The sequence below is a fragment of the uncultured Acetatifactor sp. genome (assembly GCF_948601915.1).
Taxonomy (GTDB): domain Bacteria; phylum Bacillota; class Clostridia; order Lachnospirales; family Lachnospiraceae; genus Acetatifactor.
On the sequence record NZ_CAPDXS010000005.1, the window covers coordinates 23,348 to 44,179 of the forward strand.

At 58.6% G+C, this 20,832-nt stretch carries 20 protein-coding genes and 2 pseudogenes; 4 read left to right on the forward strand and 18 right to left on the reverse strand.

Features of this window, described 5'->3' with window-relative positions; genetic code table 11:
- The 6 genes and pseudogenes from Q2B33_RS01550 to Q2B33_RS01575 form a co-directional block, all read right to left on the reverse strand.
- Positions 1-2,287, reverse strand: a pseudogene (locus Q2B33_RS01550) (hypothetical protein); the annotation flags it as partial.
- A 131-nt stretch (positions 2,288-2,418) separates the two neighbouring features.
- The gene (gene rsmA / locus Q2B33_RS01555; protein ID WP_300567843.1) at positions 2,419-3,273 is read right to left on the reverse strand and encodes a 16S rRNA (adenine(1518)-N(6)/adenine(1519)-N(6))-dimethyltransferase RsmA; all 855 of its coding nucleotides are present in this window, start codon (positions 3,271-3,273) and stop codon (positions 2,419-2,421) included.
- Positions 3,274-3,336: 63 nt separating this feature from the next.
- The gene (locus Q2B33_RS01560; RefSeq protein ID WP_300567846.1) at positions 3,337-3,996 is read right to left on the reverse strand and encodes an HAD family phosphatase; all 660 of its coding nucleotides are present in this window, start codon (positions 3,994-3,996) and stop codon (positions 3,337-3,339) included.
- A 118-nt stretch (positions 3,997-4,114) separates the two neighbouring features.
- Entirely contained in the window at positions 4,115-5,236 is a 1,122-nt protein-coding gene (locus tag Q2B33_RS01565) for a DHHW family protein (RefSeq protein WP_300567849.1), read from the reverse strand.
- Between the two features lie 46 nt (positions 5,237-5,282).
- Positions 5,283-6,695, reverse strand: coding sequence for an MBOAT family protein (locus Q2B33_RS01570; protein WP_300567852.1), 1,413 nt, complete (start codon positions 6,693-6,695; stop codon positions 5,283-5,285).
- 54 nt (positions 6,696-6,749) lie between these two features.
- Positions 6,750-7,472 (reverse strand): DUF4358 domain-containing protein, encoded by a 723-nt coding sequence (locus tag Q2B33_RS01575; protein ID WP_300567855.1) that lies wholly within the window; start codon positions 7,470-7,472, stop codon positions 6,750-6,752.
- A gap of 319 nt (positions 7,473-7,791) precedes the next feature.
- On the opposite strand from Q2B33_RS01575, the gene hflK reads away from it, so the two are divergent.
- The 3 genes from hflK to Q2B33_RS01590 all read left to right on the forward strand — a co-directional run bounded on the left by hflK (position 7,792) and on the right by Q2B33_RS01590 (position 10,130).
- A complete protein-coding gene (gene hflK / locus Q2B33_RS01580) occupies positions 7,792-8,895 on the forward strand; it encodes an FtsH protease activity modulator HflK (RefSeq protein ID WP_330684731.1) in 1,104 nt (367 codons plus the stop codon).
- Positions 8,896-9,029: 134 nt separating this feature from the next.
- The gene (gene hflC, locus Q2B33_RS01585) at positions 9,030-9,899 is read left to right on the forward strand and encodes a protease modulator HflC (protein WP_296463610.1); all 870 of its coding nucleotides are present in this window, start codon (positions 9,030-9,032) and stop codon (positions 9,897-9,899) included.
- A 36-nt stretch (positions 9,900-9,935) separates the two neighbouring features.
- Positions 9,936-10,130, forward strand: coding sequence for a DUF6019 family protein (locus tag Q2B33_RS01590; protein ID WP_300567860.1), 195 nt, complete (start codon positions 9,936-9,938; stop codon positions 10,128-10,130).
- Positions 10,131-10,239: 109 nt separating this feature from the next.
- Here the strand turns inward: Q2B33_RS01590 and Q2B33_RS24420 are convergent, their stop codons facing one another.
- From Q2B33_RS24420 to Q2B33_RS01605, 3 genes and pseudogenes are all read right to left on the reverse strand, one after another.
- Positions 10,240-10,407: a P-II family nitrogen regulator gene (locus Q2B33_RS24420; RefSeq protein WP_300567928.1), complete on the reverse strand. Its 168-nt coding sequence runs from the start codon at positions 10,405-10,407 to the stop codon at positions 10,240-10,242.
- Positions 10,387-10,629 (reverse strand): annotated as a pseudogene (locus Q2B33_RS24425) (adenylate cyclase); the annotation flags it as partial. The gene Q2B33_RS24420 and the pseudogene Q2B33_RS24425, both read right to left, overlap by 21 nt.
- Before the next feature lie 26 nt (positions 10,630-10,655).
- Complete coding sequence (locus Q2B33_RS01605; protein ID WP_300567863.1) at positions 10,656-11,405, reverse strand: GNAT family N-acetyltransferase; 750 nt, start codon at positions 11,403-11,405, stop codon at positions 10,656-10,658.
- Between the two features lie 290 nt (positions 11,406-11,695).
- On the opposite strand from Q2B33_RS01605, the gene Q2B33_RS01610 reads away from it, so the two are divergent.
- Positions 11,696-12,217: a peptidylprolyl isomerase gene (locus Q2B33_RS01610; RefSeq protein ID WP_300567866.1), complete on the forward strand. Its 522-nt coding sequence runs from the start codon at positions 11,696-11,698 to the stop codon at positions 12,215-12,217.
- Positions 12,218-12,614: 397 nt separating this feature from the next.
- Here Q2B33_RS01610 and Q2B33_RS01615 read toward each other — a convergent pair whose 3' ends face one another.
- From Q2B33_RS01615 to hprK, 9 genes are all read right to left on the reverse strand, one after another.
- A complete protein-coding gene (locus tag Q2B33_RS01615; protein ID WP_300567869.1) occupies positions 12,615-13,496 on the reverse strand; it encodes a serine hydrolase in 882 nt (293 codons plus the stop codon).
- A 400-nt stretch (positions 13,497-13,896) separates the two neighbouring features.
- On the reverse strand, positions 13,897-14,760 hold the full coding sequence (gene fba, locus Q2B33_RS01620) for a class II fructose-1,6-bisphosphate aldolase (protein WP_300567872.1): 864 nt from the start codon (positions 14,758-14,760) through the stop codon (positions 13,897-13,899).
- Positions 14,761-14,853: 93 nt separating this feature from the next.
- Positions 14,854-15,765: a diacylglycerol kinase family protein gene (locus Q2B33_RS01625; RefSeq protein WP_300567875.1), complete on the reverse strand. Its 912-nt coding sequence runs from the start codon at positions 15,763-15,765 to the stop codon at positions 14,854-14,856.
- A 12-nt stretch (positions 15,766-15,777) separates the two neighbouring features.
- Positions 15,778-16,035 (reverse strand): HPr family phosphocarrier protein, encoded by a 258-nt coding sequence (locus Q2B33_RS01630; protein WP_296463589.1) that lies wholly within the window; start codon positions 16,033-16,035, stop codon positions 15,778-15,780.
- A 60-nt stretch (positions 16,036-16,095) separates the two neighbouring features.
- Positions 16,096-16,977, reverse strand: coding sequence for a DNA-binding protein WhiA (whiA, locus tag Q2B33_RS01635; RefSeq protein ID WP_300567878.1), 882 nt, complete (start codon positions 16,975-16,977; stop codon positions 16,096-16,098).
- A 2-nt stretch (positions 16,978-16,979) separates the two neighbouring features.
- Entirely contained in the window at positions 16,980-17,846 is an 867-nt protein-coding gene (gene rapZ, locus Q2B33_RS01640; protein WP_296477079.1) for an RNase adapter RapZ, read from the reverse strand.
- Between the two features lie 51 nt (positions 17,847-17,897).
- A complete protein-coding gene (murB, locus tag Q2B33_RS01645; RefSeq protein WP_296477081.1) occupies positions 17,898-18,806 on the reverse strand; it encodes a UDP-N-acetylmuramate dehydrogenase in 909 nt (302 codons plus the stop codon).
- 48 nt (positions 18,807-18,854) lie between these two features.
- Positions 18,855-19,802: an ROK family glucokinase gene (locus Q2B33_RS01650; RefSeq protein WP_300785321.1), complete on the reverse strand. Its 948-nt coding sequence runs from the start codon at positions 19,800-19,802 to the stop codon at positions 18,855-18,857.
- A 64-nt stretch (positions 19,803-19,866) separates the two neighbouring features.
- On the reverse strand, positions 19,867-20,808 hold the full coding sequence (hprK, locus tag Q2B33_RS01655; RefSeq protein ID WP_300567889.1) for an HPr(Ser) kinase/phosphatase: 942 nt from the start codon (positions 20,806-20,808) through the stop codon (positions 19,867-19,869).
- Between the last annotated feature and the right edge of the window lie 24 nt (positions 20,809-20,832).

Here is a 20,832-nt window from a genome sequence, read left to right on the forward strand (position 1 = left end):
CCGGCTCGCCCTCATATGCACCTTCCTCCGCATATCCTGGTTCGCCTGCGTATGCACTTTCTTCTGTATATCCCGGCTCGCCTGTGTATGCACCTTCCTCTGCATATCCCGGCTCGCCCTCATATGCACCTTCCTCCGCATATCCTGGTTCGCCTGCGTATGCGGCTTCCTTCGCATATCCCGGCTCACCCTCATATGCACCTTTCCCTGCATATCCCGGCTCGCCCATGTACTCCGCCGCGGCTTCCGTGGCGGCTGTCTCATCCACATCCCCGGCCTCCTCCGCCTGCTTTGTCCCGCCTTCTCCTGTATAGGCATCTCCTTCCGTCTCCGGACATACCTGCTCCTCCGGATATCCCTGTTCTTCCCGGAAGCCGGTTCCCTCCGGATTCGCCTCTCCCGATATATATCCCGGCTCTCCCTTCGGTTCCGCCCTGCGCGGCCCTCCGGCCGCCATGCCCGCCGCGGCCTGTTCCGCCCCGTTCTCCTCCGGCCCTCCATGCGCCGCCTTCGATCCGTTCTGCCCCGCCTCTCCCTTTTCCAGCTGCTCCAGCAGACCGTCCCTGACAGTGGCCTCGAACTCCGTGAACATGGGGCCTGTCTGGCTCAGGACATGCTGGCGCACCTCCTCCTGGCATTTGGCCTCATTTTCTTTCTTGATTCGCTCCCACTCTGCCAGAATGTCCTCAATCTTCATCTGGCCCGTTATCTGCTTCTCCACAGTGGCGCTTTCGGGCAATACCATGCTGATCTGCCCGTCCGCCTCCTGGGAGAGCACTTCCGCCAGCTCCTCAGGCGAATGTCCGCCCGGTACGGTGGACTGCTCCATGTCCTGTCCAGGGGTTCCCTCCCCGGATATCACATCCTCCGGTTCTCCGGCCGCCCCTTCCGGCAGGGCCTGTTCGCCCTTCGCCTCCGCTTTCCGCTCCGGATGCGCTTCCCCGCGCCCCGCGGTAGCCGTTCCTGCTTCCTGTGCTCCCTCAGTGCCCTGCTCCGGGGCATACCGCCCTTGAGCCGCCGCCTGCTCCGGGCTATACCCCTGCCCTTCCGCACTCGACCGCCTCGGCCTATACCCAGGTCCTGCCGCTGCTCCCTGCTCCGGGCTATATCCCTGCCCTTCCGCGCTCGGCCGCCCCGGCCTGTACCCAGGCCCTGACGCTGCTCCCGGCTCCGGGGCATGCCCCTGCCCTTCCGCAGCAGCCTCCCCATACCCGGCTCCTCCCAGTTCCAACGAAGCATCCTCCAGCTCTCCCGTGGCGCCGAAGAACACCTCCGAGTCCTCTATCTCCTCCTCCGTGAAATTCTGGTAACCGCCGTCCTCCGGCATGCCCGCCATCCGGGCGTCTCCCCGGCCCGGTTCCCCCGCGGCCTGCACCCCGTGGGCCGTTCCGTCGGCTCCCAGCACCTCCTGGAGCCCTGCCGCCAGCTCAGCCTGCAGGTTGATGGTATTGTACTGGCCCACGTCCACGGTCTTCACCTGGATGTCCAGCTCCTCCCCTGCGCCCTGACCGGGAACGTTGTCCTGCGGCAAAGCCTCCTGCATCTCTTCTTCCAGCCGACCATCCTCTGACGGCCAGCCGTAATCACCCTCCTGGCCCTCCATGGGCTCCTCTCCATAGACCGCCTCTTCCCCGTAGCCCTCCTGGTATTCCGGCTCCATTTCCTCCCCGGGCTCCTCAAAGCGGCGGTCGTACACCTCCTGCTGGGCCGGCGTCAGCGGCTGGTGGAGCATCTTCAGCTCCATGGCCTTGACCACATACTTCCCTTCGCCGAACCACAGGATCAACTCATCGCACTCCTCCACACAGCGGGTCCCCAGCCCCACCCTGTGGTATAGATAGGCCAGCTCATAGGCCCATTTCTCCCTGTAGTCCCTCTTCTTCAGTTCCTCCAGCACGCCGATCCGCTCCTCCAGGCTCACCTCCTGGGCTTCATAGAGCTTGTACTGCAGGATATAGCGGCCGGTGTCCCTAGGGGCCACCTGCGTGAATTCCTTGAAATAGTTCAGAGCCTGCACGAATTCCTCCGTCTTGATGCACAGCTCACAGAGGGAGTAGCAGATTGTCCTGCCGCCGGGCCTCCTCTCATAGGCCAGCAGCAGCATGTTCTTCGCGTCCTCATAACGCCTGTTTATCTTATATACGTCGCTTATGGTACAGAGCATCATCACGCTCTTCACCCTGCGCCAGTCGATGGTGTCCGCGATCTCGGCAGCCTGCGCATAATTCCCCTGTCCTATCAGGGACTTTATTTCATCCGATCTTACTTTATATTCATATTTATCCAAGGTAATACGCCCCTATCCCTAATGGCAATCTATAAATAAGCCTCTTCCCATACCTCCGGCCATTATTCTCTAGTGTAACATAGCCAATATACAGATGTCAAAAATAAAAGACAAAAATAAAAAAAGAAAAATCACAGCCTGTCCGACAGCTCCGCGAACTGCTCCAGCGTCAGCGCCTCTCCCCGTATCATGGCGGGAAGCCCCATCTCCTCCAAGATTCCTGCCACCCGCTCCCTGGAGACCGAAAGCCCCGGCGCGTTCCCCAGGCTGTTGGCCAGGGTCTTGCGGCGCTGGTTGAAGGAGGCCCGGATGACGGTGAACAGCTTCCCCGGGTCGGCCGCCTGAACGGGAGGCGTCCCGTACCTGGTCAGGCGGATCACGGCGCTCCCCACGTTAGGCCTGGGGATGAAACAGTTGGGCGGCACATTGGCCACCACCTCCGGCCTGGAATAATACTGCACCGCCAGCGAGAGGGCCCCGTAATCCTTGGTGCCGGGGCCGGCCTGCATGCGCTCCGCCACCTCCTTCTGCACCATCACCGTAATGCTCTCCAGAGGCGCGCCGCCCTCCAGCAGGCTCATGATGATGGGGGTGGTGATATAGTAGGGGAGGTTCGCAACCACCTTCACCGGGCGGCCCTCCCCCCGGACGCGGATTGCCTCTTCCACGTCCAGCTTCAGGACATCCTCATTGATGACCGTCACGTTGGAGTAGGGGGACAAGGTCTCCTCCAGGATGGGGATCAGGTTCCTGTCGATTTCTACCGCTACCACCTTCCCCGCCCGCTCCGCCAGAAGCTGGGTCATGGTGCCGATGCCCGGTCCGATCTCCAGCACGCAGTCCTCCCCGGACACTCCCGCAGCGTCCATGACCCGCTCCAGCACGTTGGGGTCTACGAGGAAGTTCTGTCCGTATTTTTTCTGAAATGTAAAATTATGCCTCTGCAGCACCTCGATGGTGTTGCGGGGAATTCCCAGATTCGCCATTTTCTTCTTCCAATCCCTGTTCCGGTCATGCATCAGCCGGGCCGCGCCCTGCCGGATGCCGTCCTATTCCGCTGCTGTCCTCTCCCGCAGGAAGGCCAGCGCCTGTGTCAGATCCTCCAAAATGACGCAGCTCAACCGCCGCATCTCCTCGTCCGGCGCAATCATGTCCGGCACCATGATGGGGCACATCCCCGCCCTGTGGGCGGAGCGGATGCCGTTGGGGGAGTCCTCGATGGCATAGGTCTCCCCCGGCTCCACCCCCAGCCTCTCGCAGGCCAGCAGATAGATGTCCGGCAGTGGCTTGGAATGCTCCACCATATCCCCGCCCACTACTACAGAGAAATAGTCATCCAGCCCCGTATGCTTCAGGTGGCTGAGGACGGATTCCCTTTTGGTGGAGGATGCCAGCCCCACCGCGTACCCGGCGCTTTTCAGCCACTCCAAGATTTCCCTCACGCCCGGCTTCACCGGAATGCCGTTCTTGCCCACATAGTCCCGGAACCATGCGGCAGTGTGCTCCCGAAACAACGGATAGTCGAAGTCCTCCCCGTAGGCGTCGAAGACCACCTGCCTGCTGTCATTGGCGTTCAGGCCGATGACAAGGGGAAAGACCTCCTCCATCTTAGGCAGCCCCCACTTTTCGGCCACCTCCATCCAGGCCTGCATGCACACTGCCTCCGTGTCGAACAGGACGCCGTCCATATCGAATATCACTGCTTTCATCCTTATACCCCCTTTCGCTTCTCAGCGCCATACCATAATAACCGAAAAGGTGCAAGCAAAGCGCAGAGAGCGCGCTTGGAAGAATGCCCGCACTTTGGGCATTCTTAGAACTCACACTTTACTCCACATACGCGAAATCCTCCAGGAAATGGATACAATTGTACAGCACCAGCACGTCCATGCCGCCCTCCGGTTCATATTTCTCCATGAATTCGAACAGCCTGCCCCTGAAATGCCTGGGATCCAGCACGTAGATCTTCTCATAGTGGGGGATCAGCAGGGGGATGAAGCAGTTGGCGTAGGAATCCTTGATGACGAACAGGGTGTGGTGGTTGGGATAGCCTGTCTCGATCTCCACGAAGGCATGGTTGTCGTCCAGGAAGAACCCGTACTTGTTCTTCGTATCCAGATGGGAGGCTTCGTAGCAGGTATCCTTCTCCACCTTCAGGTCGTAGGTCACCTTCAGGGGACGCTTCAGGGTCTCCGGGAAATAGTGGATGGAATCCCCGGCCATGTCCAGGTTCACCTTGGCCTGCAGCGTCCCCAGGAACCCCTCCGCCACCAGCTCCATGTCCTCCGCGCCGTAGCGCCCCCCGCGCCGTCCCGTGTAGGCCGCCCAGGCATCATAGCCGTAGGCCGCCCCCAGGGACGTCCAGTGGTGGTCCGTGCGGTAATAGATCTCCTCCTGCGCATGCTCCTGCAGGACCGTGTACACATCTATGAAATGCTCCTCTCCCACATGGCTCTCCACCTGGTCCAGAAGCTGCTTTTCGTCATAATAGGGCGCAAATTTCGGCAGCTTGTCCGTGAGGATGTTGTCCGCCGTGGGCACCAGCATCACCCCCGCGTCCCACTCCCAGACCAGCTTATCCAGCAGCGCGATTTTCTTGGACTCCTGCACGGCAGAGTAGTCCCCGGGCAGATGCCTCTCTATCAGATAGCCGTCGGAGCCCAGATAGACCCCGCCGATCTCCTTTTCCTGCAGCGCCAGGTCCATGTAGGTCTTGATCGCCACCCATTTGTCCCGGCTGACGAACTGATCCGTCAGGTAGGCCTCGTACTTCTCCGTATAGTCCTCCCACAGAAGGGCCTCCAGGGAAAATTCCGGCCTGGCGGCCAGCACCCGGTTCTCCGTCTCCGAAAAAAGGCGGTCCTTCTGTATCAGATCCGCCGCGGTGAACACCACGATGACAGACGCGATGACGATTATGGTAAAAAGAGCGCTTCTCTTCTCATTCATGTGCGATCATTCCTTTTTGACTCACTCGGTCAATCATTTCCGGGTCCTAAAAGCGAAAATAGAGGAAAGGGTTGTAGGACGCGTCCACGATCCCCGCGATGCTCAGCAGCAGCAGGCCCGCCGGGATGAACTTCTCCCCGAACCGGTACAGGGCGATATGGAAGCCCATCCGGGAACCTCTCAGATGCTCCGTCAGCCTGTGGGTCAGGGGCGTGGACGCCACCAGGGCCACCAGGAACAAAATCAGATACTGCCTGCCCAGATAGATGCCCTGCCTGTCGAACAGGCTCACGCCCGTCCCCGTCATGGCCTTCACATAGCTCCAGATGCCCGCCGGCGTCTCCAGGGCGAAGAGCACCCACCCCGCCAGCGCCACCAGCAGCGTGTACAGGATGCCGATCCCCTTGGGCAGCCATGCCAGGAGCCGCCCCAGGAACAGCTTCTCCAGCATCAGGGCAAAGGCGAACCACAGCCCCCACAGCAGGAAATTCCATCCCGCTCCGTGCCAGATGCCCGTGAGCATCCATACCACCAGGATGTTCAGCAGCTGCTTGGGCAGCCCCCTCCTGCTGCCCCCCAGGGGGAAATACACATACTCCCGGAACCAGCTCCCCAGGGAGATATGCCATCTGCGCCAGAACTCCGTCACGGAAGCCGATATATAGGGATAGTTGAAGTTCTCCGGGAACCGGAAGCCCAGCATCCGCCCCAGGCCGATGGCCATGTCCGAATAGCCGGAGAAATCGAAATAGATCTGGAAGCCGAAGGCCACGATGCCCAGCCAGGCCGTGAGCATGCTGATCCTGCGCAGGTCCATGGCGCTGACGAAGGCCCAGAGCTCCCCGATGTTATTGGCCAGCAGCACCTTCTTCCCCAGACCCATGCAGAACCGCTTCAGCCCCTCGCTGACGTCCGGAAGCGTAATCCTGCGGTAATGCATGGATTTCTCCACATCCCGGTACTTCACGATGGGCCCGGCGATGAGCTGGGGGAACATGGCCACGTACACCCCGAAGTCCAGGAGGTTCCTCTGCACCTTAGCCTGGCCCCTGTACACATCGATGGTGTAGGACATGGTCTGGAAGGTGTAGAAGGAGATGCCGATGGGCAGCCCCAGGGAGAGCAGCGGGACCTTTGTGCCCAGAACCGCGTTCACGCTCCCAATCAGGAAATCCGCGTATTTGAAGAAGCACAGCACCCCCAGGTTGATGACCACCGAGGACAATAACACCAGCTTCGCCCCACGCTTCCCCCGAAGCCTCTCCAGCAGCCGCCCGTGGACATAATCCACCACCGTGGAGAAGAGCATCAGCAGCACGTACACCGGCTCCCCCCAGGCATAGAAAATAAGGCTCCCCAAAAAGAGGATGAGGTTCTTCATCCTCTCGGGAACCAGATAATACAATAGGAAGAACAAAGGCAAAAAACGGAAAAGGAACACGATGCTGCTGAAAACCATTCCTGTATACTCCTATACTACGCGTCGGGGCGCCCCCCTGGGGCCAGCCTTTTCTCAGGGCAGCTTGGCGCGGACGGCCTCTATCACCTTGTCGTTTCTCTCCTGGCACAGGGCGACTACAGCCTCTTCGCCCTTTTCCTCCGCCTGGGTGGTATCTCCGCCCAACTGCACGAACATCACATAGCTGCCAATGGTCTCCACCCGTGAGGCCTGGATCTTCCCAAGGTTCATGGGGTACTGCATGGTGTCGCTGACCTTGGCCTCCCGGTAAGCCTCCAGGGCCTCCCGGACTGCCTCCACTTTATCATCTTTCGCCCTGATAATCACCAGGGTATCCACATGGGCGCTCATCATGGGCATCTCCGCCATGTAGTCCTCGTACATGTCGGCCGAAATCCCGAAGCTCATCTCCAGCATGTCCGGCTCCAGCGCCATATCCGGCCAGTAGCCCCCTTCTTCCGCCGCCTCCACCGCCGCGGCCTTCAAATCCTCCATCTCCTGGCTCCAGCCCTCCGCCGCGCCCTCCGGGGCATCCCCGCCCTCCGGCTCCCGGGCCTCACTGCTGTCGGCGGAATCCGACTCCTCCGGGGCAGCGCTTTCTTCCGGAAGGCTTTCCTCCGGAGCGCCCTCTGTGCCCTCTGCGCTCTCCGTGCTCTCCTGGACGCTGCTCTCTCCAGAACCTGAGGAACTCTCCTTCCCTCCGTCCCCGCCACATCCCGCAAGCAGGAACGCCAGCGCCACCGCACACAATGCAACCAATCTCTTTTTCATCATCATTGACTCCTCCTGTTTCTGAAAATCCAAAGGATTTCTTTTTGACTAGTCTGTCCCTATCCGGATTTTCTACACGCATTGTAACACAATTTCTGCCAAAAGAAAAGCCCGCATTGCCAAACTGCAGGACGGCGCACGATACCTTTCCCTAATGTGCGCGCATTCCTGTTGCTTTTTCCACATAGATAAAGTATGATGGAGTCAACATCGGGAGACTGATCAGAACGGTAACGCCGCGGAGGCGCCGCCCTTTAGCGCTGTCGCGCAGCGGGTTGTACTGCAAATTTAACCGGTGCGCAGTATAAATTAAGGAGGAACGCATATGAAAAGTGATTCTTTTCGCAACAAAAGGAACGGTTTCGAGACCATGGACGGCGGCATGGACGGACAGGGCCCCAAGGGCAAAAATCCCGCCGGAAAAATCGCGGGCATAGTGGCCGCAGTGGTGGTCCTGGCGGTGCTGGCCCTGAACTCCACCTATGAGATCAAGGAGCAGGAGCAGGCGGTGCTGATCACCCTGGGCCAGGCCCAGGCCGTGTCGGAGCCCGGGCTTCATTTCAAGATACCCTTCATCCAGCAGGTGAGGAAGGTGAACACTACCATCCAGGGCTTCGCCATCGGCTACAATTCGGAGAGCGATGAGGTGGACGAGGAGGAGTCCCTGATGATCACATCGGACTTCAACTTCATCGATGTGGACTTCTATGTGGAGTACCGCTACAGCGATCCCGTGAAGGCCCTGTACGCCTCCAAGGCTCCGCTGGACATCCTGCGGGGCATCAGCCAGAGCTGCATCCGCACCGTGATCGGCAGCTATCCTGTGGACGACGTGCTGACCACCGGGAAGAATGAGATCCAGGCCTCCATCAAAGAGATGATCCTAAAGCGCCTGGAGGAACAGGACATCGGCATCCAGCTCGTGAACATCACCATCCAGGACTCCGAGCCGCCCACCGCGGAGGTCATGGAGGCCTTCAAGGCAGTGGAGACCGCCAAGCAGGGCAAGGAGACGGCCCTGAACAATGCCAACAAATACCGCAACGAGCAGCTCCCCTCCGCCCAGGCCAAAGCTGACGGCATCATCAAGGACGCGGAGGCAAAAAAGACCGAGCGCATCAACGAGGCCACTGCCCAGGTGTCCCGCTTCAACTCCATGTACCAGGAGTACATCAAGAACCCCGCCGTCACCAGACAGCGCATGTTCTACGAGGCCATGGAGGATGTGCTGCCGGACCTGAAGGTCATCATCGAGAGTCCCAACGGGAATACCCAGACCATCTATCCGCTGGAGTCCTTCACCGGGACCCAGGAGGAGGACGGGCAGACCCAGACGCCCGCTTCCGGCCAGAGCCCAGTACAGGACAGTTCAGTACAGGACAGTTCAGCCGCACCGCAGAACGGCACAGATGAGATAGCGGAGGACTGACGACCTGCTCCAGATGCCAGGTGCGCGGGCATCATAAATATGACCATGGATCAAGTCCTAAAAATGGCAGACGAAAATCCAGCCTCTGCCGGGCAACCGTGCCAGAATGGCAGAATGAAACCGGAGGTATATATATGAAAATCGCAAAGAGAGTCCTTTTAATCGTAGTATTGTTCGTACTGTTGGTGGCCGGTGCGTCCAGCATCGTCATCACCAGGGAAAACGAGTACAGCCTGGTGCGCCAGTTCGGAAAGATAGACCATGTGGTGGGGACGGCGGGAATCAGCTTCAAGATCCCCTTCATCCAGAGCGTGGACACCCTGCCCAAGCAGATCCTACTCTATGACCTTCCCTCCTCGGATGTCATCACCAGCGACAAGAAGACCATGATCTGCGACAGCTACATCCTGTGGTACATCGCGGATCCCCTGAAATTCGCCCAGACCCTGAACTCCTCCATCACCAACGCGGAGGGCAGGCTGGACGCCATCGTGTACAACTCCACGAAGAACGTCATCAGCAGCACCACCCAGGACGATGTGATCTCCGGGCGGGACGGAGAGCTGTCCGCCGCCATCATGGCCAACATCGGCGGCTCCCTGGACCAGTACGGCATCGAGCTTCTGTCCTTCGAGACCAAGAAGCTGGACCTCCCCGGCGACAACAAGGCCGCCGTGTATGAGCGCATGATCTCCGAGCGGGACAACATCGCCGCCACCTACACCGCGGAGGGAAGCTCCGAGGCCCAGATCATCCGCAATACCACGGACAAGGAGGTGACGGTGCTGCTGTCCGAGGCGGAGAAGGACGCGGAGATTCTGATTGCGGAGGGCGAGGCCGAGTACATGCGGATATTGTCCGAGGCTTACCGGGATGAGTCCAAGCAGGAATTCTACTCCTTCGTCCGCAGCCTGGACGCGCTGAAGGCCTCCCTGACCGGGAAGAACAAGACAGTCATCCTGTCGCCGGATTCGCCGATTGCGCAGATTTTCTATACAAGATAGCCTGGCAGGGGGCCTGGTTTGAAAGGATGTGGTTTTATGTGGGAAGAACTGGGAATCAGCAGCGGAACGGCCGTCATCGTGCTGATTGTGCTGTATTTCATCATCAAGTGGGCCGTGAAGAACGGCGTGAAGGAAGCCTATCGGGATATCAGCCGGAAGGAAAAGGCTGGATTGGACAGCGGCGAAGAAGGAAGCGGGTTCCAGGAGCGTTCTGTCCAGAACGAGTTATAGTAGGTTCCTGTGCCGGAGCCGTTCAGGAATGGACGACCCGGCAAAAGAGAGGACAGATGCAGCTTATATGAGCCACACCTGTCCTTTATGCTGACCATCGCTTTATTCGCTATTCCACATCCTGCAGGACGGCGAAGTCCTCCTCGCCTGTGCGGATCTTGATGACCCGGCCCATGTTGTAGACGAAAATCTTGCCGTCTCCGATATGGCCGGTGTAGAGGGCCTTCCTGGCAGCCTCCACCACGGTCTCCACGGGAATCTTGTCCCTGTCCTTCACGAACTTGCCGATGCGGGGTCCTAAGATCTTCGCGCCGCTCAGGGCACAGATGCCGCCCACCATGTGGATGGCGCAGGAGTCCGCGAAATCGTGGGAGCCCGTCTGGGAAAGCCACCCGCCGCCCCAGATCCAGTGGGCCTCTATGGGGTAGATCAGGGCGGATATCACTGCGGAATAGATGCAGTAGGAAAGGAACTTGGTCCGCTCCGCCACTTTTCCGCTGTCCGCACGCCCAAGGGGGGCTAAATTTAGTGAGGTTTATAGATGATAAAACGGCAATATTCTTTCTCCCCAACGCTCACGTCCGCTGCCTTCCGGAATCCCAGCTTTTCGCACAGCTTTATGGACGGCACGTTCCCCGGCTCCACCAGGGCCTGTACCTGCTCGAACTCCAGGGCGCTCCAGCCGTAAGCCAGGACAGCCCTACAGACCTCCTCCGCATAGCCCCTGCGCTGCCAGGGCACGCCGATGATGAAGCCCAGCTCCGGCTCATCGAAGCCCTCTCGGTAGGAAAAGCCTGCCCTGCCAATGACGGCGCCGCATTCCCGCTCCACCACGGTCCATACGCCGAAGCCGAAGAAGGTGTAGACCTTTTCAATGTAATCCCGGACGTACTGCCGCTCCTCCTCCACGTCCGGATACAGGCCCTCCATGTATTCCGTGATGGCCGGGTGGCTGTAGATTTGATAGAAAGCGTCCACGTCCCCGGGAACGGTCTCCCGAATCAGGCACCTGGCCGTCCCCAGGATGTTCCAGGGCATGCCCTTAAGCCTCCTGAAGACCCGCTCCACATATTCCGCCTCCAGATCCTCCGGATCCTCCACTGCAAAGAGGAATTCGGAGAAATCCTGATCCTCGTTGCCCGGGTGTAGGTAGACCAGCACTGCCCTGCCCCGTTTTTTCAACCCTCTTGCCGTCTGCGCGTCATCGGTCACGTACAGCACACCCCGCTGCCCTTCTGTCTCAATCTCTATTTCCTTGCAATAAACCACTCCCACTCACTCCCCCCATGCCTTCTCCGGCGGCACATACAGCAGAATTCTTCTGTTGTCAAGGACAATCGATGCACTGGTGCAAGTCCGGAAGAATGCCCGCGCTTTGGGCATTCTTCTGTGTGCAAAGATTTTCTAAGACTGTGTATTTTACAGCCTTGAAAAATCTTTGCACACTACCCTCTTTACGATGTCCCTCTTTTCGGGTACAATAGGTTAGATATATTACAGGAACCGCTTCGCGAACCCTGTAATCAAATATTATACACCATTTCAATGAGAAAGGACATCAGATTATGGCACAAAATCCTGTAGTAACCATCACTATGAAAGACGGCGGCGTCATCAAGCTGGAGCTGTACCCCGAGACCGCGCCGATCTCCGTGAACAATTTCATCAGCCTGGTCAAGAAGAACTTCTATGACGGCCTTGTCTTCCACAGGGTCATCAATGGCTTCATGATCCAGGGCGGCTGCCCGGACGGCACAGGCATGGGAGGCCCCGGCTATTCCATCAAAGGCGAGTTCGCCCAGAACGGCGTCGCCAACAGCTTAAAGCACACAGAGGGCGTGCTGTCCATGGCGAGGTCCATGCACCCCGACTCCGCCGGAAGCCAGTTCTTCATCATGCACAAAAACGCGCCCCATCTGGACGGGGGCTACGCCGCCTTCGGGAAGGTGGTCGAGGGGATGGATGTGGTGAACCGCATCGCGGAGACGGCCACAGATAATTCCGACAGGCCCCTGGAGCCCCAGATCATGCAGAGCGTCACGGTAGATACTTTTGGAGCGGAATATCCGGAACCGGAGAAAATCTGAGCACGGCCCATTATCTCCTGAATTCCTCTTTTCCCGCACAGCTTATTTGGGAATTTACGTGTAGAGATATGCTGGCAGATGCCGCAATTGGAATAAGGGACGATAATGGGTTCTTTGCCATAGGCTTTTCCGCATTCACACTTTGTTCACAATTCATTCAAGTATTTTTAAATTGCAAATCATTGTTTAGACATCTCTCTCCCCTATACTATATTTATCGACAACGTAAGCCACAGTTACTGTTTACTAAATAACTTTTTCATAATAATGCCAAGGGACTCCGGTTCCTTGGCATCCTCCCTTTTAGGGAGCTTCTCCCTTTTTTAGGGGGGGCTTCTCCCTTTCTAGGCAGATTTTTCCTTTTCTTGAGGGATACTCCCTTTCCGGGAGCTTTTTGTCACAGCCTGGGATACAGCTCCTGGAAGATTGCGTCCATCAGCGGTTTCCCATCCCTGCACTCCGCCACCGTGGAAATCACGGCGTCCTTGTCCCGCAGTATGATGGAGAGCTGCAGGTACTTGCCGTCCGCCCGGAAAGACCCGTGAGGCCCTCCCCAGAACAGATAGCCATAGCCGTAATCCTCCTCCAGGCCGGTGGGAACCTGGGCCTTCAGGCTCTCCGCCACCCAGTCCGCGGGAACCAGCTGCTTTCCCTCCCACATGCCTTTCTGCAGATACAATACCCCCAGCTTATGCAGCTCCGACAATGTGAGGAACAGGCCTCCGGCCCCGAAGGTATATCCCAGCGGGTCTGTCTCCCAGGTAGGGCGGCGGATGCCCATGGGGCGGAAAAGCCGCGGCGTCAGGTAGGACACCAAATCGCAGTCCGCCCTGCGCTGGACCAGCACCCCTGCCAGGTAGGGGCCCACATTGTTGTAGACGAACTTGGTCCCGGGACGGCAGGTGAAAGGAAAGCCCAGGGACATCTTCACCCAGTCATCCTGCTCATACAGCGGGCGCTGGACCCCCATCAGCCCTGCCTGCTCCTGCCCCAGGCACATGGTCAAAAGGTCTCTCACCGTGGCCAGCTCCAGGTACTCGCCCACCTGCTCAGGCAGATCCTCCGCAAAAGCGTCCACCAGCCTCTCCTCCAGGGACAAAAGCCCCTCCCTGGCTGCTATCCCTACCGCCGCCGAGGTGAAGCTCTTGCTGGCGGAATACACATTGCGGCGGCACTCGTCGTCCCACAGATGCTTCCATATATCCCTGCCGCCCTGGCTGACCTTCACCCCCAGGATCCCCGTCTTCTCCGTGCGCTCCATGAACCTTCCGATATCCATTTCCTCTTCCTCCCTCGCTTTCTCTGTTTTGATGTCTCTATGGTATCACACAAAACCGTCCCTGCCAACCGGAATCCGCCCCTGGAAAAGAAAAATCCCCCCTAAAAAGGGAGGATGCCAGGAGACTTGCGTCCCCTGGCAATAATTATGAAAAAGTTATTTAGTAAGCTGTGGCTGGCAGTAGCAGCTGCCTTGTTACAAGTATTAGTATAGTAAAAAGAAATGTCTAAAGAATGAGGATAAATCAAAGATTGATTGAATGATTTGTAAACAGAATATGAACGGCAGCCCGCTGCCCCCGGACGCGGAAAAGGACAGCCGCCCGCTTTGCCGGGGACTGCCCTTTCCTTCCATGTCACATTCCATGTCAATTCATATCATCCACGTCGCTTCAATATGCTCAGGCCTTGCCAACGGAACCGAACAGCTCCATCTTCTCCTTCACGGTAGCCTTGATGGCCTCGAAGCCGGGAGCCAGGAGCTTTCTGGGGTCGAAGCCCTTGCCCTGCTGGTCCTTGCCCTCTTCGATGTACTTGCGGGTAGCGGCAGCAAAGGAAAGCTGGCACTCTGTGTTCACGTTAATCTTGGCTACGCCCAGGCTGATGGCCTTCTTAATCATGTCGGCAGGGATGCCTGTGCCGCCGTGGAGCACCAGAGGCATCTCCCCGGTGAGCTGCTGTACGGCATCCAGGGTCTCGAAGCTCAGGCCCTTCCAGTTCTCCGGATATTTGCCGTGGATGTTGCCGATGCCGGCCGCCAGGAAGTCCACGCCCAAATCGGCGATGGCCTTGCACTCCTTGGGATCCGCGCACTCGCCCATGCCTACTACGCCGTCTTCCTCACCGCCGATGGAGCCTACTTCAGCCTCGATGGAGATTCCCTTGCCGTGGGCTGCCGCTACCAGCTCTGTGGTCTTGGCCACGTTCTCCTCGATGGGATAGTGGGAGCCATCGAACATGACGGATGAGAAGCCGGCCTCCATGCACTTATAGCAGTGCTCATAGGAGCCGTGATCCAGGTGCAGGGCCACGGGAACATCGATGTCCAGGTCCTTCAGCAGGCCGTTCACCATGCCTACGACCACGTCATAGCCGCCCATGTACTTGCCCGCGCCCTCGGATACGCCCAGGATGACGGGAGACTTGCACTCCTTGGCGGTCAACAGGATGGCCTTGGTCCACTCCAGGTTGTTGATGTTGAACTGTCCTACTGCATAGTGGCCGGCCTTGGCCTTTTTCAACATTTCTGCTGCTGATACTAACATGATACTTACCTCCATTTTTTATTGATAGCTATTGCCGAATACGGAAATTATATCATATATTTCCGTAAATTGGAATAGCCCGGTTACCTTTATCTACTCCGGCAGCGGCTTTACCCGGATGTCCATTCCCTTACACACATTGCGTATGGTCACTTTTGTGTGGCTGCCGCCGTTCTCGCCGTCCAGGGTCCATGCCACGGCCTCTTTGGACTCGAATGTGAGCTCCGCGGTGCGGAAGCAGTACATGGCGTTGGTGTCGATGGAGCGGTTGAGCAAAGAAATCATGATATTGCTCAGCTCGATGGGGCTCTTCGGCATCCTGATCAGCGTCACCTCGAACAGGCCGTCGTCCAGCTTCACGTTCCTGCCGGTGATATTCTTGAAGCCGCCCACGGAAAGGGAGTTGGTCACCATGCCGAAGATGAAATCGTCCTCCACCTCGTTCCCCTCCCAACTGACCTTCATGGGAAAGGAGCGTATCGAGGACAGGCTCTTCACGCCCTCCAGCAGATACGCCATATGGCCCAGCACGTTCTTCATCTCCTGCCCGGTCTCGTAGGACACGTCCGTGAACAGGCCGAAAGCGGCGATGTATACGAACACGTCGTCCACATCGTCATATCGGAAGGTGCCGATGTCGCAGGGAAAGTCACTGCCCCGCACCGCTATCCGGGCGGCCCGCACCATGTTCTTGGGCAAGGAGATGCTGCCTCCGAAGTCATTTGTGCTCCCCGCGGGGATATAGCCGATGGGCGTGCGCAGACCGCTTTGGATCATTCCCGTCACTACCTCGTCCAGGGTGCCGTCGCCGCCGCTGCATACTATCAGTTCGTAATCCTTCCGGCGGCCCGCCACCACAGCCCTTGCGTCATCCCGCTTCTGTGTGGGCGCTACCGTAATCTCATACCCCTCCTGGGCGAAGATATCCAGTATATCAGCCAGCCTGTTCCTGACCTGGGCCTTGCCGGCTTTGGGATTGTATACAAAAAGCAGCTTTCTCTCCATAGGACATCGCCTTTATTCCCCGCTGGTGAGAAATCCCGTGATTCCGTCCAGCGCGGTCTCCTCGTCAGTCCCCTCCGCGGAAATCTCCAGGTTTTCGCTCAGGTCCATTCCCAGCGTCATCATGCCCATGATGCTCTTGGCATTCACCCTCTTGTCGCCGGACTGGATGTAGATGGAGCTTTCGTACTTGCTGGCCTTCTGCACCAGCATGGCGATATGCCTTGCCATCTGCTCCCCCTCCAGATTGATGCTGATATGCTTCTTTTTCATGAATTTGTCCTCCTTGCGCGTTTTGGCACGCATGTTCTGGTTCCATTGTCCCTATGTTACTTATAATCTTGCTTTCTCCGCCAGCTCGCTGAGCCTGCGCAGTCTATGGTTTACGCCGGACTTTCCCAGTGGCGGGTCGAAGCGCTCGCCCAGCTCCTTCAGGGGGGCATCCGGATATTCCAATCGAATCTCCGCCATCCTGCGCAGGGGCTCCGGCAGGTTCTGGAAGCCATAATGAATCCTCAGGAATTCAATATCCTCCACCTGCCTGGCTGCCGCGGTGACGGTCTTGGCTATATTGGCGGCCTCGCAGTTCACCCGCCGGTTCACGGCACCTCGCATCTCCTTCAGGATCCGCATGTTCTCCAGGTTCATCAGGGACACCGGGGCCTCGCAGACGCTCAGCAGGTTCACGATGCCGGAGCCCTCCTTTAAATAGACCACATGGTACTTCTTCCGGAGAATAATCTTGGATTCGATTTCAAAGCTCCTGATTGCTTCCTGGAGCTGCCAGGCCTTCCTCTCGTCCGTGCAGTCGAACTCCAGATGGTATGCCTTGGTGGGATTGCTCATAGAGCCTATGGCCAGGAACGCCCCCCGCAGGAAAGCCCTCCTACAGCAGGAGTTCTTGATCAGGAGCGGGCTCACCGGCTCTTCCGGGCTTCCCAGCTTCGTAAACAGCCCCTGGAGCTCCTCCTCGTCCAATATCCTGTCCGTATCTATATTATATGTTTTTTTCAGCAATGTAAAGCCTTTTCTGGCCACAGCCTCATTTTCTGTCTGGAAGCCCAGGGTATATCCGGCTTTTCCCCCGGATTCCCCCCCGCTTCGCCCATATGCGCCGCAGAAATTCATGAGGGCGGCCAGCTCCGCTATCTGGCAATGCCTGGCGGGATTCATCCGCTTTGCCAGCTCCTTCTTCACTTCACCAGAAAATGACATGTCTATTTCCCCTGCTGCGTAATGTCGCGGTGGTACAGCTTGCAGCCGTACCCTCCCCTGCCCTTCATGCGCCGGTACAACTCCCTCGCCAGCGTGACGCTACGGTGCTGCCCCCCTGTGCAGCCGATGGCCACCACCAGGCGGTTCTTTCCCTCTTTCACATAGTTCGGTATCAGGAACTCCAGCATGTCCGTGAGCTTCTCCAGGAAGACCTCCGCCTCCCGGAAGCCCATCACGTACTCCTGAACCTCCCTGTCGTTCCCGGTCTTGCATTTGAGCTCCTCTATATAAAAAGGATTGGGGAGGAAGCGCACGTCCAGCACAAGATCCGCGTCCGCCGGGATGCCGTGCTTGAAGCCAAAGGACATCACCGTCACCATAAGGCTGTTGTACGCCGCGTCCTCCACGAAAATGCGGTTCAGCTCCTCCTTCAGCTCCCTTGTGAGCAGGTTCGAGGTGTCAATTACATAATCGGCATGCCGGCGGATATTCTCAAGTACCCTGCGCTCGATTCTGACGCCGTCCTCCACACGCTTGTCCATGGCAAGGGGATGGACGCGCCTGGTCTCCTTGTATCTCTTGATCAGGACGCCCTCGTCAGCGTCCATGAAGAGAATCTCCAGCTTCGTGCCCAGGCTCTTAAGCTTCTCCAGAATCTTCGTGGCATCCTCAAAGCTCTGGTCGGAGCGCACGTCCAGCCCCAGGGCCACCTTGCCCACCTCGCTGCCGGGCATGGAGACCAGCTCCGCGAATTTCTCCACCAGCGACACCGGAAGATTATCCACACAGTAAAAGCCCACATCCTCCAGCATCTTCAGGGCGGTGCTCTTCCCCCCGCCGCTCATCCCCGTGACTACTACGAATCTCATAATGTCCTCCGGCCGCCCAATCCTCCGGACGGCCATGTCAACAACCCTGTCCTATCCCAAAAACACAATCTCCGGCTCCAGGTCCACCCGGAACCTCTCCTTCACCCGTGCCTGTATCTCCTCTATGAGGGCCCGCACATCCCGGGCCGTGGCGTCTCCGGTATTTATCACGAAGCCGCAGTGCTTCTCGGAGACCTGGGCGCCGCCGATCCGGTATCCGGCGAAGCCCGCCTCCATGATCAGCTTCCCGGCGAAATGCCCCTCAGGCCGCTTGAAGGTGCTGCCGGCGCTGGGGTACTCCAGGGGCTGCTTCTCCCTGCGCCTTGCGGCCAGTTCCTCCATTTTCGCCCGGATGGCCTCCCTGTCCCCCGGCTCCAGCCGGAAGGTGACCTCCGTCACCGTGAAGGCGCTGCCCCGGATGACGCTGCCGCGATACCGGAACTCCATGGTATCGTTGTCCAGCTCCATGGACTCGCCCTCCTTGCTCACCACCCGGACCTGGTTCACCACCTGGCTCATCTCTCCCCCGTAGGCCCCGGCGTTCATCACCACGCCGCCTCCTACCGTGCCGGGTATGCCGGAGGCGAACTCGAAGCCCGCAAGCCCGTGCTCCAAAGCGGCGGCCGCCACCTGCCTTAAGGTAGCGCCTGCCTTGGCGATGATATGGCATCCCTGTACGGAAATATCGCTCATCTTTTGTCCTATCTGCAGGACTACGCCCCTGTACCCGGCGTCGTCCACCAGCAGATTGCTCCCGTTGCCCAGCACAAAAAACGGTACGCCCGCCAGCCCCAGATACCGCCGCACTTTCCTAAGCTGTTCCTCGTCCTCCAACTGCACAAAGCAATCGGCAGGTCCCCCTATCCGAAAGGTAGTGTGGCCTGCCATTGGCTCCTGCAGGTGGATGTTGTCCCGGGGCACGTATCTTTGTAATGCTTCCACCACTGCTCCACTGATCATTGAAATTGACTTCCCTTTTCTATTTGATTCCCGGCAGGTATGCCGCGGCTACGCGTTGTCCCGCAGGAGCAATGCCGCCGCGCCGTAGATGCCGGCGTCGTTCCCAAGCTCGGCCAGGACGAACTTCGCGTCCCTGCACTGGGGGAACGCGTACTTCCTGAAATTGGGCTCCACGAAGGTCAGGAGGATATCCCCGGCCTTGGACACACCGCCGCCGATGACGAAGGCCTCCGGGTTCACCACTGCCGCCACGATGGCCAGGCCCTTGCCCAGATAGTCCCCGAAGCGCTCCGCAATCTCTATGGCCACCCCGTCCCCTGCCTTCACGGCATCGAACACGGCCTTGGCGCTGACCTTTCCCCGGCGCAGGACGCTTTCCTTCTCATCCTCCCCCAGGCGGCGCTTCGCCAGACGCACGATGCCCGTGGCGGAAGCGTACTGCTCCAGACAGCCGCTGTTCCCGCAGTTGCAGCGCTCCTCCTCCCCGTCCTGGAGATGGAGATGCCCAATCTCGCCGCCGGCTCCCGTGGAACCGGCCAGGAGCCTGCCGTCTACGATGATGCCGCCGCCCACGCCTGTGCCCAGGGTCACGGCCACCATGTTCTCATAGCCCTTGCCGCCGCCCTGCCACAGCTCGCCGAAGGCGGCTACATTGGCATCGTTGGCAGCCCTCACCGGTACCTTAATATATGCGCCCAGGGCCTTCGGTATGTCAAGGGAATCCCACCCCAGGTTCACCGCCCTGCCCACCAGCAGGCCGTTGCGGTCCACGGGCCCCGGAACGCCGATGCCGATTCCCGCCACGTCCGCCTCCGCCAGGCCCTTCTCCTCCATCTTGGCCGTGATGCTCTTCGCCACGTCCGGCAGGATGGCCTCCCCCTGGTTCTCCGTCACCGTGGGAATCTCCCATTTGTCCAGGAGCGTCCCCTCTCCGTCGAACAGGCCCAGTTTTACGGTCGTACCTCCTACATCCACCCCAAATGCATACTTGCTCATACGTCTCTGATCCTTTCTATGCTTTATGCTGTTGCTGTACCTTCTCGTCCCTTATCGGAAGAATCTACCATTCGTCCTCGTCCCTGTTCCTGGCGAAGGAATTCTGTACCCGGGTGTATAGCTCCTGGGCCGCGTTGTAGCCCATCTTCTTCTGTCTGTGGTTGACGGCGGCAGACTCGCAGATTACCGCCAGGTTCCGGCCCGGGCGGATGGGGATATTGTAGCACACCACCTTGTTGCCCAGGTATTCCGTGTAGTTCTCCTCCAGGCCCAGCCTGTCGTACTCCTTGTCCCTGTCCCAGTCCTCCAGGCGGATGACAAGGTCTATGTTCTGGGTGTCCATGACGGAGGAGGCGCCGAAGAGCGCTTTCACGTCCACCACGCCGATGCCACGCAGCTCAATCAGGTGCTTAAGCATGTCCGGGGCGGAGCCTACGAGCGTGTCGTCGCTCACCTTCCTGATCTCCACCACATCGTCGGTGACCAGCCGGTGCCCTCTCCGAATCAGCTCCAGGGCCGCCTCGGACTTGCCGATGCCGCTCTCGCCGGTGATCAGCAGCCCCTCCCCGTAGACGTCCACCAGCACGCCGTGGACGGAGATGCAGGGGGCCAGCTTCACGTTCAGCCACCGGATGGACTCGGCCATGAAGATGGATGTGGTCTTCCTGGAGGACAGAAGGGGTATCTTGTGGGTGAGGGCCGCCTGCATGAAGATAGGGTCAGGCTTCAGCTCCCGGCAGAACACCACCGCGGACACGTCATACTCCATGAATTCGTTGTAGATCTCCCGCTTCCTTTCGTCCGACAGGCCCTCCATGTACGTATACTCCACGAAGCCGATGATCTGGAGCCTGGTGGCGTCGAAATGCTCGAAATAGCCGGTGAGCTGCAGCGCGGGCCGGTTGATTTCGGGCTGGGTGAGGCGGATATCCGACACATCGATCTCCGGCGTAAGGTTCTCCAGTTTCATCTTTTCAATGAGGCGGGTCAATCTGACACTTTCCATGGCTTGTCTCCTGCTTATGATTTC

Coding starts and splice junctions, on each gene's coding strand:
- fba (WP_300567872.1), bottom strand. CDS start 14,760: ATGTTAGTATCAGCAGCAGAAATGTTGAAAAAGGCCAAGGCCGGCCAC.
- Q2B33_RS01610 (WP_300567866.1), top strand. CDS start 11,696: ATGGCACAAAATCCTGTAGTAACCATCACTATGAAAGACGGCGGCGTC.
- hflC (WP_296463610.1), top strand. CDS start 9,030: ATGAAAATCGCAAAGAGAGTCCTTTTAATCGTAGTATTGTTCGTACTG.
- whiA (WP_300567878.1), bottom strand. CDS start 16,977: ATGTCATTTTCTGGTGAAGTGAAGAAGGAGCTGGCAAAGCGGATGAAT.
- Q2B33_RS01650 (WP_300785321.1), bottom strand. CDS start 19,802: ATGAGCAAGTATGCATTTGGGGTGGATGTAGGAGGTACGACCGTAAAA.
- Q2B33_RS01590 (WP_300567860.1), top strand. CDS start 9,936: ATGTGGGAAGAACTGGGAATCAGCAGCGGAACGGCCGTCATCGTGCTG.
- rsmA (WP_300567843.1), bottom strand. CDS start 3,273: ATGGCGAATCTGGGAATTCCCCGCAACACCATCGAGGTGCTGCAGAGG.
- Q2B33_RS01560 (WP_300567846.1), bottom strand. CDS start 3,996: ATGAAAGCAGTGATATTCGATATGGACGGCGTCCTGTTCGACACGGAG.
- murB (WP_296477081.1), bottom strand. CDS start 18,806: ATGATCAGTGGAGCAGTGGTGGAAGCATTACAAAGATACGTGCCCCGG.
- Q2B33_RS01575 (WP_300567855.1), bottom strand. CDS start 7,472: ATGATGATGAAAAAGAGATTGGTTGCATTGTGTGCGGTGGCGCTGGCG.
- Q2B33_RS01565 (WP_300567849.1), bottom strand. CDS start 5,236: ATGAATGAGAAGAGAAGCGCTCTTTTTACCATAATCGTCATCGCGTCT.
- hflK (WP_330684731.1), top strand. CDS start 7,792: ATGAAAAGTGATTCTTTTCGCAACAAAAGGAACGGTTTCGAGACCATG.
- rapZ (WP_296477079.1), bottom strand. CDS start 17,846: ATGAGATTCGTAGTAGTCACGGGGATGAGCGGCGGGGGGAAGAGCACC.
- Q2B33_RS01615 (WP_300567869.1), bottom strand. CDS start 13,496: ATGGATATCGGAAGGTTCATGGAGCGCACGGAGAAGACGGGGATCCTG.
- Q2B33_RS01570 (WP_300567852.1), bottom strand. CDS start 6,695: ATGGTTTTCAGCAGCATCGTGTTCCTTTTCCGTTTTTTGCCTTTGTTC.
- Q2B33_RS01625 (WP_300567875.1), bottom strand. CDS start 15,765: ATGGAGAGAAAGCTGCTTTTTGTATACAATCCCAAAGCCGGCAAGGCC.
- hprK (WP_300567889.1), bottom strand. CDS start 20,808: ATGGAAAGTGTCAGATTGACCCGCCTCATTGAAAAGATGAAACTGGAG.
- Q2B33_RS01630 (WP_296463589.1), bottom strand. CDS start 16,035: ATGAAAAAGAAGCATATCAGCATCAATCTGGAGGGGGAGCAGATGGCA.